13 protein-coding genes are annotated in these 13,957 nt (G+C 34.7%); 10 read left to right on the forward strand and 3 right to left on the reverse strand.

What is annotated here, in order from left to right; translation table 11 throughout:
• Positions 1–148 precede the first annotated feature (148 nt).
• The 9 genes from ACFSTE_RS18495 (at position 149) to ACFSTE_RS18535 (ending at position 7,380) form a co-directional block, all read left to right on the forward strand.
• Entirely contained in the window at positions 149–454 is a 306-nt protein-coding gene (locus tag ACFSTE_RS18495) for a hypothetical protein (RefSeq protein ID WP_378254968.1), read from the forward strand.
• Between the two features lie 61 nt (positions 455–515).
• A complete protein-coding gene (locus tag ACFSTE_RS18500; RefSeq protein ID WP_378254970.1) occupies positions 516–1,478 on the forward strand; it encodes an alpha/beta hydrolase family protein in 963 nt (320 codons plus the stop codon).
• A 170-nt stretch (positions 1,479–1,648) separates the two neighbouring features.
• Positions 1,649–2,146: a hypothetical protein gene (locus ACFSTE_RS18505; RefSeq protein ID WP_176030179.1), complete on the forward strand. Its 498-nt coding sequence runs from the start codon at positions 1,649–1,651 to the stop codon at positions 2,144–2,146.
• 187 nt (positions 2,147–2,333) lie between these two features.
• Complete coding sequence (locus tag ACFSTE_RS18510) at positions 2,334–3,221, forward strand: alpha/beta fold hydrolase (RefSeq protein WP_378254972.1); 888 nt, start codon at positions 2,334–2,336, stop codon at positions 3,219–3,221.
• Entirely contained in the window at positions 3,208–3,705 is a 498-nt protein-coding gene (locus tag ACFSTE_RS18515) for an RNA polymerase sigma factor (RefSeq protein WP_378254974.1), read from the forward strand. Before ACFSTE_RS18510 ends, ACFSTE_RS18515 begins: the two co-directional genes overlap by 14 nt.
• The gene (locus ACFSTE_RS18520; RefSeq protein ID WP_378254976.1) at positions 3,702–4,295 is read left to right on the forward strand and encodes a hypothetical protein; all 594 of its coding nucleotides are present in this window, start codon (positions 3,702–3,704) and stop codon (positions 4,293–4,295) included. Before ACFSTE_RS18515 ends, ACFSTE_RS18520 begins: the two co-directional genes overlap by 4 nt.
• Positions 4,296–4,594: 299 nt before the next feature.
• Positions 4,595–5,041, forward strand: coding sequence for an energy transducer TonB (locus ACFSTE_RS18525; protein ID WP_378254978.1), 447 nt, complete (start codon positions 4,595–4,597; stop codon positions 5,039–5,041).
• Positions 5,042–5,060: 19 nt separating this feature from the next.
• Positions 5,061–5,801 (forward strand): LytTR family transcriptional regulator DNA-binding domain-containing protein, encoded by a 741-nt coding sequence (locus ACFSTE_RS18530; RefSeq protein WP_378254980.1) that lies wholly within the window; start codon positions 5,061–5,063, stop codon positions 5,799–5,801.
• 103 nt (positions 5,802–5,904) lie between these two features.
• Positions 5,905–7,380, forward strand: a complete 1,476-nt coding sequence (locus tag ACFSTE_RS18535) for a nitrilase-related carbon-nitrogen hydrolase (protein ID WP_176030173.1) — start codon at positions 5,905–5,907, stop codon at positions 7,378–7,380.
• A 153-nt stretch (positions 7,381–7,533) separates the two neighbouring features.
• Here the strand turns inward: ACFSTE_RS18535 and ACFSTE_RS18540 are convergent, their stop codons facing one another.
• Positions 7,534–9,069: a SusD/RagB family nutrient-binding outer membrane lipoprotein gene (locus ACFSTE_RS18540; RefSeq protein WP_378254982.1), complete on the reverse strand. Its 1,536-nt coding sequence runs from the start codon at positions 9,067–9,069 to the stop codon at positions 7,534–7,536.
• Positions 9,070–9,083: 14 nt separating this feature from the next.
• Positions 9,084–12,188: a SusC/RagA family TonB-linked outer membrane protein gene (locus ACFSTE_RS18545; RefSeq protein WP_378254984.1), complete on the reverse strand. Its 3,105-nt coding sequence runs from the start codon at positions 12,186–12,188 to the stop codon at positions 9,084–9,086.
• A 303-nt stretch (positions 12,189–12,491) separates the two neighbouring features.
• Here ACFSTE_RS18545 and ACFSTE_RS18550 point away from each other — a divergent pair, with 303 nt between their 5' ends.
• Positions 12,492–13,067 (forward strand): PepSY domain-containing protein, encoded by a 576-nt coding sequence (locus tag ACFSTE_RS18550; RefSeq protein ID WP_378254986.1) that lies wholly within the window; start codon positions 12,492–12,494, stop codon positions 13,065–13,067.
• 5 nt (positions 13,068–13,072) lie between these two features.
• On the opposite strand, the gene ACFSTE_RS18555 is transcribed toward ACFSTE_RS18550, so the two are convergent.
• The gene (locus ACFSTE_RS18555) at positions 13,073–13,888 is read right to left on the reverse strand and encodes a hypothetical protein (RefSeq protein ID WP_378254988.1); all 816 of its coding nucleotides are present in this window, start codon (positions 13,886–13,888) and stop codon (positions 13,073–13,075) included.
• Positions 13,889–13,957 lie beyond the last annotated feature (69 nt).

Genomic DNA, 13,957 nt, shown 5'->3' on the forward strand with positions numbered 1-13,957 from the left:
TCCAACATACAATCAAAACATAAGTAGTCCCTGTCCTCAAACTGGAAATGGAAATACAACATTATTGGAAAAATAACGAAATTAAAAAAGTAACATTTCCGATACTTCTAAGAATAGGAAAAATAAACAGATAAAATTATAGAAACTTATGATTTACCTAACCATGATGATTTTTGTACAAGAAGGAAAAGAGTATATATTCCATCAGTTCGAAGAGTTTTCCATTCCTCTGTTGGCAGACTATATCGGAAAACTCATCTATCGTATCCGCCCCGACAAAAGTGCATATATTTCTTATCAGGAAGAAATCCCTTATGAAATTCATTTCTTATCCTTCGAATCAGATACAGACTTTAAAAATTTCACAAAAGACAAACGAAGAAAAAGCTTTTTACATCTCAAAGAGGAATCGATTCGTTACAGTTATCTGGTTAAAGGGAATAAACTTTCATAAAATATCATACGACTCTCCTTCGTCAATCATCCAAATAATATATTCTTCTGATCAAATGCATATGAACCTACATCATTTTTTTATATTCTTCCTGTTATTAATCCCATTTACACTTCTTTCGCAAACTCGTTTATACAATATATCTGAGGTTAAAATTACCAAGCCCTATGAACAAATAAGCCCGTTGGGAAAATACAGATATGATAGTCTATCCTATGAAATAGCAAGAAAACAAACGAACTATATTTTTGAAAAATTTAATTATACAAGTGATGACACGGAAGTCCAGGGGTTTTCTTGTATTCCCAAAACAACTTCCGGCACAAAAATTCCTGTAATTATTTACAACCGAGGAGGTACTGGAAATATAGGGCGTATCACAGAAGAAGATTTTCCTGATTTTTATGCGCTTGCTAAAAATGGATTTGCCGTATATGCATCGAATTACAGATATGTTGGAGCATCCGGTGCTAATGATCAGATTGGAGGTGATGATATCCAGGATGTTATTAAACTCTTTCAATCCATCAAAAACATTGATTTTATAGATGTTGATAATATTTTTATGGTAGGAGTTTCACGTGGCGGGTTAATGACCTATAAAAGCCTTACTCATATCAATGTTAATGCAGCGGCTGTCATTGGAGGTATTGCCGATTTTGAAAACCTGACGAATAAAAGACCCATATTCTTAACAGGGTGGACAGACCTATCCCAAGACTTAAATTATAAAGGTCTGGAAAATATTCTGCCCGATTTTATCCAAAAAAAGGAACAACATATACATGACCGTTCAGCAGTTAAATGGACAGATAAAATCAACACCCCTCTCTATATATTGCACTCTCGTCAGGATGGCAAGGTACCAATAGATGGAACAATTGAACTCGTAAAAAAGCTAAATACATTAAAAAAAGAATTTCAGGTAAAAATTTATAACCAAAAAAGCCATTCTCTTCCCTATTCAAAATTTGATTCATTTGAAGAAATAATCCATTGGTTTAAAAAGTATATAAAGTATTAGTGACAAATTTTTAGGCAATTATATACAACTAACTATACTTCTCTCACCTAGCCCTATAAGAAAACAAATTATTAGTTTTAAATAATCACAAATGCAACATGATTGCATTTGTGTAAAATGTTATGTATTTTCGCTATCCGATAAGCCATGAAATAGTAAAACCTTATTTGATGAACAAATCCTTATACTTTATTTGCCCTACGGATTATCTGGAGCCCGTCATTAATAAGACTTTCAGGCATAAAAAATACTATTATGCCTCTCTTGGAAACTCTGTTTCTTTTGATGGTGCTACCATGAGAGAAATAAATACATTGATCAAAAATAAGGATGTTCGTAACATATCTTTTGTATTGTCAACGAGCAACCCTATTATCCAGGATGCACTTGGAAATCAAGAGTTTTCTCATCTAAGAGGTGTGAAAAATGTATATAATGAAATAAAAAAACAAAAGGAACACTCTAAGGCACTAGGTCAAACGGTTGATCCTAACTTCTGTATTCTTTCCTACTATCTCAATCATAAAATAAAAGAACTACAGCATGAACTCAATAGTGTATTGAGAAATGATATAAAAATAAATGGAGTTGTTTATAACAAACAGGAAAATCGTTTTACCACTATATACACCAGTCTGATCTGCAGAAAATACTTCAGCTTAAATTAAAGAAAATCAGAATCTAAAAAAATACAGATAACTTTACAATTCTATGTAAACACAAATTACCCTAAATACAATAAAAAACTAAATATCAAATACTTATAAGAAATAATTTATTTTTTTTCTCAAAAGTGTAACAATTAGTATTGGTTTTTAATCAAAGGGATACGAAATACATAAAAACAATCGTATCATGACAAAATCAATAAACAATTTCTTCGTATTCATTCTTATTCTATTAGGAGCGCAAAGCCATGCTTTAGAAAAAACAGTACGCTACAATATCTCTGAACAACCTAATGCTATACAGATAGAAACCATAGGAGAAGGAAAACCAATGGTATTTTTACCCGGATTTACTACACCTGGAAGTATTTGGAAAGAAACAATTACCCATGTGGCATTAAATAGAAAATCGTACCGTGTTTCGTATGCTGGTTTTAATGGAATTCCATCAATCGAAATGCCGTGGTATACCAATATCAAGAATTCAATCATTACGTATATACAAGAACAACAACTCAATGATATCATTATTATGGGACATAGTATGGGAGGAAATCTAGCGGTAGATATTGCTGCTACGTTACCAAATAAGGTATCAAAAATTATCATTGTAGATGCATTACCATGTATGCGCGAAGTAATGATGCCAAATGTTCCTGTAGAAAATTTAGTGTATGATAATCCTTATAATAAGCAAATGTTACATATGGATGATCAGCAATTTAAGAATATGGCAACCATGATGGCCTCTAATATGACAAATACAGCTCATAAAAAAGAAACGATCGCCAACTGGATCCTGGAAGCTGATCGTAAAACCTGGGTATACGGGTATACTGATTTACTAAAACTTGATTTAAGAGACACCTTAAAAAAGATAAGCTGTGAAACATTGATAATAGGTGCCTCTTTTCCTAATCTAAAAATAGCAAAGGAAAATTTTGAAAAACAATACGCAAACCTATCAAACAAAACGCTCAAAATGGCCCCTAAAAGCAAACATTTTGTCATGTTTGATCAACCACAATGGTTTTATGAAGTTACAAAAGCCTTTTTAGCTAATGAGAAAAAGTAAAAACAAGTCTTTTGAGAACATATACCAGCAACACCACCCAATGGTGTTGCAAATGTGTTTAGGGTTTGTAAAAGGTGATAGAGATACTGCTAACGATTTATCGCAAGAGGTATTTATCCGCGTATGGAACAACCTGACAAGCTTTAGAGGAGCCTCTTCATATAAAACATGGATATACAGAATCACTGTAAATACCTGTCTGCAATATGTAAAAAAAGAGAAAAAAGCACAAACACTTCCCATACCGGAAATAGCAGATCGCACTTCCGGAATGGAAGATGTAACAAATCCTAAAATATCAATGCTTTATAATGCTATTGGACAATTAAAAAAAGTAGATCGGTTAATTATTATGATGGTTCTGGAAAATCAGGATTATGCAAGTATATCTGAAGTAATCGGAATTAGCCCTGCTAATGTGAGAGTAAAAATTCATCGGATAAAAAAACGATTGGAAACCACCTTAAAAAAACAAGTAACATGATTCGCAATTTTGAAGAACTACAAAATAGCTGGGAAAGTAGTAAAAAAGAGATTACTTCCTCTGATGACAGCCTTAATAATCTATATGCCAGTATAAAGAAAAAAGAAAAAGAAAACTTTTTTTTCTATTACGGTACTATCAGTATTCTGACTATAACATTAATCGTTATTTCCTTGTTTTTCTACTATGTAGCTCCTGTTAAAGAATTACTAAGCAAAATAGGAGCTAGTCTTATGATCATAGGACTCTTGTTCAGAATTCTTGTAGAAGTAATCAGTATTTATAAAGCAAAACAAATAAACAGTCTTGATAAAACCCTGCAACAAACTGAAAATAGTATAGTCTTTCATCAATTCAGAAAAACAATCCATCAAGTAGTCGCTCCTGTTATTATTGTTTTATACACTTTAGGTTTTTATATGATTACCCCAGAATTTAGTCGTTATATAAGCTTTTGGAATCTTGTTTTTATCGATGTGTCCTATATAATAATGGGGAGTATCTTATTTGTTCTTATTCGCAGAGGTGTAAAAAAAGAAATGAAAATCATTGAAGAAATTATCGCATTAAAAAATGAAATCATTCAATAGAAAATATCCTGTAAAAGTCATATGTTGCCTTCTATTCTATAAAAATGGACTAGTGATAGGCTCCCCCTTTATAGCTGCCACTATATAACAGTAAAAACTATCTCAATACAAGCACATAAAATGATATTTAAAAAAATAGATGTACCTTGTTCCAAAACATCGATTGATTATTCGATAAAAAACAAAACATGAGGTAACACTTTCCTCCCCTATAACACATATAGTATATCTGGAGAATATTACAATGTATTCCTTCCTTAATTAAATTTTAAAATAAAAACTCAAAACCTGCGAATACAATGAAAAAACAATTATTACCCCTACTATTCATATTTTCTTTATCAATATATGCACAAGAAGTTGAAGAAATTTATGAAGCTTCAGATGAAAAATATGAAATACTGGAAAATATCCCTTTCCGCATTGTAGCCCAAAAACCGGTCTTTCCAGGTTGCGAAGAAGAAGATAAAATCAAGTGTACCCATAAACTTATAAAAAACTTGTTTGATAACAACTTCAATAAAGAGTTAAAGACAGAGTTAAACCTGGAGAATACACAGAATATATTTGCTCAGTTTACCATTGATACATCAGGAAACATTGTTAATATTCAGGTACGAAGTCCCCATCAAAAAATAGACATAGAAACAAAGAGAGTTATCAAACTACTACCGGTAGCTACTCCCGGAAAACAAGATAATAAAGAAGTTACTGTAAAATATACATTGCGATATTTCCTGAATTAATCTCTAATAAGTAAGAATAATGAAGAAACTAAACCCATCGATCAAACACCACTTATTGATAGGGCTTTTTATCACTCTTTGGGGGTTTTTATTTGCTTTTATCATTAGACCCTTCGACGATGGGACATTAAACCTAGAAGCATGGATTAAAATCAGTATAGGATTTAATGTCGTTTCTTTTATTACTTATGGAATTCTAAGCATCCTCCAGAATAGAATATATCACAAAATTAAAAAATGGAATATTGGTCTTGAAATAAGTAGTATTCTATTTTATTATATACTGTATACTATCTGTAATTATTTAGTATACAAAAGCTCATTCCTAAACGGAGGCTATAACTTTACAGAGTTTTGTCTTAACATTACCTTGAAGGCTGCCTTTGTATTGCTTCCAATTGTATTGGTAATCCGCTATTATTCTATCAGATTAATTCCAGTAAAAGAGGATATGATACTAATCAAAGGAGAAAATAAGCTTGATATTCTAAAAATCAAGCAGTCTGAGTTAATAAGTATTTCTAATGCGCAAAATTATGTAGAGATATTTTTTATACAGGACAATAAACTCGCCTCTAAACTCATTCGTTCTTCCCTAAAAAAAATTGAAAACGATATTTTATTTTTAGTTAAAATTCATCGTTCTCACCTTATAAATCCCATGCATTTTAAGTCCTGGAAAGATGCAAACACCATCTCTCTTACCTTTATGGAACTGCCTGTTTCTAAAAATTATAAAAAGAACCTTTCTGAGATCTAATCATTCGTACCTAAAACGATAGGTTTTATACCTAACTCCTGAAAACATAAGGGATCAACCACTTTCTGAAATTATTTTTGTAGCAATCAAAAAAATATAAAAAATGAAGAAAGAGCATCGTTTCAAATTAATTTTCTTATCTCTATTAGTTCTAATTTCTCTATTCGCAAACGGAAGGTTTGCATTGTTTTTTGCTCCATGGATTTCAACGACCATGTTGCTATTTGCCAGCCGTCGGTTTTCTCCGGTTCGCAGTTTCCTTTTTTCTTGGTTATTTCTGACAGCTACCTTCTCTTTCCAGTTCTACAATGTATTTCCCATTCCATTGCATTTCCATATAATAAGCATGGCCATACCAGCCCTTTTCTCTGCTTTGCCATTTCTAGTCGATATCTTATTTTCCAACCATCGAAATAAATTTATTCATACTCTCATATTCCCTATTGCTTCGGTAGTAATTAGTTATGTATATCACAAATACTATCCATATGGTAGTTGGGGGCATATTGCATATACACAAGAATCTCAATCAATACTAATACAATCGATCGCCGTATTCGGGTTAAGTTATATCACCTTTCTTATCGGTTGGTTTGCTTCTATATGTAATTGGATTTATCTACAACATTTTAATTCAAAAGCTATTAAGAAAAGTATCCTGACCTTTGGAATTGTTTTTATGATAACCACACTCTTTGGAAGCTACCGCATTTTATTTCAAAAAGCAGATTCAGATACTGTACGAATAGCATCGATATCACTGCTAAAAGAATATGCTATTTACGACAATGATTTATTTGGGTTAGCAATAGAAGGAGGAAAAGAAAAATTTAAAAAGCAATCTTCGGCATTACTTTCGAATCTATTTGAAAGAAGTATACAGGAAGCAAAAGCAGGAGCAAAAATTGTATTTTGGTCAGAAGGGAATGGTCTAGTACTCAAGGAAGATGAACTATCCCTATACGTAACGGCCAGTGAAATCGCTAAGAAACAGGACATCTACTTAGGAATTGCTATAGGAGTCATTGATCAACACGAAAGCAAACCTTATGAAAACAAGTTTGTATTATTTACTCCCAACGGACATAAAGCGATAGATTATTGGAAAGGAATTCCTGTTCCAGGATTCGAAGCATCCATAAGCAATAATAAACAAGTAGGGATTCAGAAAACAGAAACCCCTTATGGTACTATCGGAGCTGCCATCTGCTTTGATATGGACTTTCCTCACTTCTTGAAACAAGCAAAAGGATCAGATATTTTATTAGCACCTAGTAATGATTGGAAGGCTATAGATCCAATCCATACAAAAATGGCCAAATTCAGAGCAATTGAACAAGGATTTAACCTAATTCGTCAAACCAGTAATGGATTATCTGCCGGTTTTGACTATACCGGAAAAACAATTAGTGAAATGGATTATTTTCAGGATAAAGGAAAAATTCTAATTACTCAATTACCAACTAAAGGAGTAACTACCATCTATTCTGTTATAGGAGATCTATTTATTGTAGGTTGCCTTACCTCCTTTATCCTTATCAGTATTGTTTTTAAAACACAATCCCCAGAAAAAGAATAGTTTTCACAAGTAAAGTACAAAAAATATTAAGCAGAAAATTATATATCTCTAATACCATAAACTAAAAGGAGCCTGTAACAGGCTCCTTTTTCAAATAATAAAAATTGTTTATTTCCCTCAATCCATAAGAAATCAAACAAATGATATTATTATTTATTCTTTATCCCACCATACTCGGGTTGTCAATATATCTGGCCCTTGTGCCTGTATAGCAGCATTGTAATTTTCTTCATTATTACTTTGCTCACTGGTAGAATAGGTCAACCTTCTGGGAATAGTTCCATTTGTTTCATTTCCTGGGTAGTTTACTGGAGTTAATACAGGAAACCCGGTTCGTCTCCAATTTGCAAATGCTTCATATTCATTAAGGAAAGTAGCTGCCCAATACTGGGTATTAATCTGTTCCAGAGCATTGGATGCATCAAAAGGATTCGCAGTAATATACTCTTCTATCGCTGTATCATTAATCACAGCATTTTCTCCATAAAGGGAAAGCATTTTCATAGCCGCAGCAACACCTTCTTCATAATGTACCTTCGCATCTCCCCCGGCTAATCCCCAGCGTACAGCTGCTTCTGCTAATAAGAATTTAACTTCTGCATAGGTCTGAAAGAACATAGGTGCATCCTCTCCGGTAATAATAGTTCTATTCGGCTCTGTATATGCAAAGGTATCAGTCTCTCCTGTAGCATCTTCCAGTAAGCCTGCATCCAATCCATTAGGAAGTCCTTTTTGGGTTGCCGCATCTATACGTTCTTCATAAGTTCTCAAAATATCATTTCCTTCTCCATCTTTTTGTCCGGTTTTCTCCGGCAGGGCTCCTAATATTTTCAAACGCGGATCTCCCGTAAGAAAATCTACAAATGTTTTGCTCATTCTCATATTTCCATCAGCAGTAAACACCTCTCCCAACCCATTTTTATTAATTCCTTCCGGTCCGGTTGTATGTGCTATATATGCAATATCTGCATTAGATTCCATAACTCCTCCTTGTATTGCTTTTGTCACCCATTGCTGAGCCCCACTGGGATCTACTTTAATCATTCGGAATCCAAGTCGCAACATTAAGGAATTTCCGAAACGTTTCCATGTTGCCAGATCTCCTTTATACATTAAATCCGCATCCCCAAACTCAGAAGTTCCCGATCCCAGATCCGCTACTGACTCTTCTAATTCTTTCAATAAATCAGCATAAATATCAGCCTGTCTGTCATATTTAGGCTTCAGAACTCCATCAATCACAGCTTTTCCTGCTTCACTATAGGGAATATCTCCGTATAAATCTGTCAACCTATGATAGACAAAAACTCTCATAATTCGAGTAATAGCCTTCATTTCTGCAGGTTTTTCTTCCGTATCAAGTTGTACCATCATGTCCTCCAGCGTCTTTACCGCATTTCCGTAGTAACGATCAATTAATGAAGAAGCATATCCTCTATTCCAGGTATATTTATCTCCAGACCAATACCCTGCTGTAGTGGCAAAATGCTGCATCATCGTAGAACAATAAATAAGATTGGCTCTCCAGTTTTCATAACGCTCTCCAGAAGTAAATAACTGTACTGAAGTAAGTTTATTGACTACACTTATCTGATCCGGTTTTGTAGGATCTACATTTAACTCTTCAAAACCTTTATCACACCCCCAACATGTCAGGATTGCAATGAATATATATATTGATTTTTTCATGATTATCTCTCTTTTTAGAAGGTAACTTGTAAACTCATTCCATAACTTCTGGTACTAGGTACTCCAAAATATTCTAACCCTTGAGCATTCCCTACATTATAAGCTGCTTCCGGATCGATGTTATCAACACTTCGCATCAGGTAAAATAAATTAGACGCAATAAAAGATACATTCACCTTGTTTATAAAGGTCTTTTCCAGGTATCTATTAGGTAATGAATAGCTTAAACTTACTTGCCTGAATTTGATAAAGTCTGCATCTTCTACAAATTGTTCTGCTATTCTACCGACTCTACTATAATACCTGCCTAAAAACTCAGGAGATACCGTCCTTGTAAAAGGAGCTCCTGTAGCCCCATCAATTCCCGATACGGACAGACCATTTTCTCTTCCTTCAAGGGTTGTTTTATGTAATCCATTTGTGTAGGTAACGGTATTGGTTCCCGAGAAGATCTGTCCCCCAAATTTCCCATCTATTAAAAAACTTAAGGAAAAATCTTTATAGTTAATTGTATTACTCCAACCTAATGTCAGCGGGGGTACTCCTTCTCCTAATATTTTTCGTTCTCCCTCACGGGCTAAGGGAACCCCATCACTATCGATATCATAGATAATAGCACCTTGTTCATCCCGCTCATAAGAAACACCTACTATAACGCCTTGCGGCTGTCCTACTACTTGTTTGATTTCTACATTCTGTGAACGAGGCTGTCCCAGGCTAATTTCTCCATCAACTTCATTTGTAGCCAAAACGATTCCTTTATTATGCGCTCCATTGACTGCTGTTTTCCATAAGAAGTTATTGGTTTTTACAGGAGTTCCTGATACTAAAAACTCTATTCCTTTATTTTCTATTTCTCCAATATTGGCAATTGCCCGATCATACCCAGAAAAGACCGACGTAGAAACAAAGACAATATCATTAGTTGTATTGTTTTTATAATAAGCTACATCAAAGGATAAACGGTTATTAAATAAACGTGCATCAAGCCCTACCTCTGTTTCTGTTTTGCTAAAAGGAACCAATCCAAAATTAGGAACCGTTCCATTTGTAATTTTTCCCAGAGGTTGCCCCAAGTGTCCTTGTCCAAAAATTTCATAAGTAAGTGCTAATTGATATGCATCACTCGCACCTCCTGCTACCTGAGAATATCCTCCTCTAAGTTTTAAAAAGTTTACTGTTTCAGGTAGAGGAAACAAATCTGATAAAATAACACTTCCACTCACCGAAGAGTAAAAATCATTATTAGGCGTTGTTTTTCCTGGAAAGGACAAGGTAGAGAACCAATCATTTCTTCCCGTAAAAGTAAGGAATGCCAAATTATCATATGATAGTTCCACCGAACCGTAAACAGATCCTATTTTTCTCTTATTGTAGGTTCTGTTTCTGGATTGATTATTCGTATTTCCGATATCTTCCAAACCGGGAACAATAAAATCATTTCCTGATAAGCTTAAATCTTCTCGTTCTATCTGGTTACTGTTTATCCCGGCAAAACTTACCAGATTTATTTTTTCTCCGAATGTTTTGTCTACTCCAAGCATTAAATCACTATCAATCTGACTATACCTGATTTCTCTTTCCGTCATTCCTCCCAGTGGCTTATAAGCCGTTCCCCAGGGCTCTACCTCTGTTTTTTTAATCGTATAATGATCAACTCCCACACGTGCTAAAGTGTATAACCAATCTGTAATATCATAACGAATCGAAGAAGAAGCTATAATTCTATTTTTGACATCTTCATTTCTAAAATGATATGCCGAAAAATATGGGTTTTGTGTATATACATTCTGTGTTATTTGTCGTTCTGTCAGATCACTATTCACTCCTGGATTCATCAAGCGAACATCCACATTAGGTGACAGGTTCATCAAAGTATAATTGGCATTTCCAGGGGCATCAGATAATCTGGGACGATTCGTAACACTTTCCCTTATATATTTTACGTTCACATTTGTCGTTAACTTCTTCGCCATTACAGATCCTACATTTAGAGAAAATGTCTTTCTGTTTAATCCTGCATTCGGCATCACATCTTCATTGGATAAATCAGAAGCTGAAAATCGATAATTAAGCGTTTCTGAAGCATTTGCCAGTGCAACCGTATTAATAAAGGTTGTTCCTGTTCTATAAAAATGATCCAGATTATTCCCTATATAAGAATACGGACGAGCTACTCCATCCCATTGAGGTACAGCTGTACCATCTAGTCTGGATCCCCAGGATGAAAAACCTATTTCTAATGCTTCTTCCTGATTACCTGGCTTTTCTCCTCTTCTTCCCTGTCCATAGGTCGTTTGAAGATCCTGCAAAGAAGTATCTACTCTATCAAAAGTAACAGCGCTACTCAATGTAACTCCCAATCCTTTTTGTTCTTTTCCTTTCTTCGTGGTCAATATGATCACCCCATTAGCTGCTCTTGATCCATATAAGGCAGAAGCTGCTCCTCCCTTTAGTACACTAATGGATGCTATATCATCGGGATTAATACTGGAAATTCCATCTCCCCCATCGGTTCCTCCCCACTCACCGGCAGATCCATTATTATCATTACTAATTGGAATTCCATCAACGACGTACAGAGGTTGATTCTCCTGTGTCAATGAACTGGAACCACGAATCACTACCCTACTGGAACCCGCTGCTCCTGTAGCATTTTGTGTGATATTAACCCCCGCTACTTTACCCTGCAACGAATTAATGGCATTGGTTTGCTTAATTGCCGAAACTTCTTCTCCTCCTACTTCGGTAAGAGAATACCCCAATGCTTTTGTTGATTTTTTTATCCCTAAAGCAGTAACAACCACTTCTTCTAAACTCTCCACATCTTCTTGCAAAACAACATTGACTGTACTTCTTCCATTAACATCAATTTCTTTGGTAGCAAACCCCATCATAGAAAAGACCAGTGTGCCGTCTCCTGGTGCTCCTATAGAATACTTACCATCAAAATCTGATAGTGCTCCGGTGGTAGTTCCTTTCAAAACAATGTTTACTCCAGGTAAGGGCACTCCTGTAACATCTTTTACTTTTCCCTCTATTATGTTTGTCTGTGAATAGCCTATACTACTATACAGCCCCAAAATACATAATAGAAAGATGGATAGGTTTTTAAACATACTTACTATTATTTAATTATTATTAGTTATTGTTAAATTAACAGGTCCTGATTTTAACCTTTATAAGTTCTTATTATTAGGAAAGGATCATAAATTTTTTCGACTAATAACTTCTCTTAAAAGCTAAAGGACTTCGGACTGCAAAATAACCGGATGCTTTCTTAATAAAATCCTAGGCAAAATTGAATTAACGCTAAAAAAGAGTTAAAGCTGTATTGATTCCGATAATTTCTAATAAAATTGTAGCCTGAAATAGCCTCTTATCTCAAAAGGGGGCTTTTAGAAATGAAAATGACGTAATTTATGACGGAGCAGTTAAGGAGAAAAAGACATGCCAAGGTATTAAGGTTTTTTAGAAAAGTACACCGCATCACAGGGCTTTTTCTTTTTATTTTTTTCTTATGTATTTCGATATCAGGTATCCTTCTCGCCTGGAAAAAACATAGCAATGGTCTTATCCTATCCGATACGTATACCGGAACCTCTACGGATTTTAAAGAATGGCTTCCTATGGAGACCTTACAACACTATGCCTACAATACCATGAAAAAAACAGGATTGTATAATCCCTCTTCTACATTAAAACGTATTGATGTTAGAATACATAAGGGTATCGTTAAGTTTGTGTTCTCTAATTACTATGGAATACAGATTGACGGAGCTACCGGCGCCGTACTCCATATCGAAAAACGGTATGCAGATCTCTTGGAAGATATACACGACGGATCTATTCTCGATCATTGGATCGGAACTGATAATGGTATTCTAAAAAGAGTATATGCTACGATTATGGGAGGTTCTCTCTTAGTCTTCTGTATTACTGGTTTTTGGCTATGGTATGGTCCAAAAAGGATGAAAAAGCTAAAAAAAACCATATAAATCATTTATACAGATACTTTCCTTATATGCTCAGGTAGTATCGATTCCGCTTCTTCTCTGAAAAACAGGAAAGTCCTCTTCATTAAATCCTTATAATCTGTAGGAAAGTAATCCGACACTGGTATTGTAAAATACATAGTAACTGCAGGCGCTCTTGTCTCTGTAACTGCATCAAATCCAATATTCTTAAAGCGTAATCCTTTATAAGACTGCAATTGCTGTACCCCTGAGGCAGTCAGCAAAGGAGATATCCCTGCAATTACCCAATCAATTTTCGGGCGACTTGGGAAAGTAAGGTATACCTCATGTGTTATATCTCCTTTCTTCTGACACCAAATACCTAATTGGTCTTTAAACCCATCCTGTAATAATAACGAATCAAATATGGAATGCAAATCCGGATGGATATGATCTCTTACAGCCGTTACCGGCAGACGATTAGAGTACATATAGCGTTGTTGCTGAAACGACTTCTCTTCTCTCCATCGATATGAATGTATAAATTGGGTTTCTGAATCGTGTATAAACAAACAGTTATCCTCAGAAGCCGCAACAGGTAACCGAAGTCCCTGGTACATAGCTGTAAATCTGCTATCATCATGAATATCAAGTACCGTTCTTGGAGTTTTTATAGTATGTAATAACTGCGTCAGGGATCTATAAGCAGGTTGTTGTTCATCAGGATAAATATACAAGGTAGGTTTATACCGTGGTTTGACAGTATTATGTGTTATTTTTATAGACCATTCCACCGCATGACATTTTTGTCGTTGAGATATTGTCGATAATAATTGAAGTGGATTGCTTAGTTCTAGCGACATATTGTATTCGTTTTATATATAAAATAGGTAATGAAGCAGGATGATAATATCATAGACTATTCAGGCAAG

This window comes from Aquimarina hainanensis (assembly GCF_042684685.1).
Lineage (GTDB): Bacteria > Bacteroidota > Bacteroidia > Flavobacteriales > Flavobacteriaceae > Aquimarina > Aquimarina hainanensis.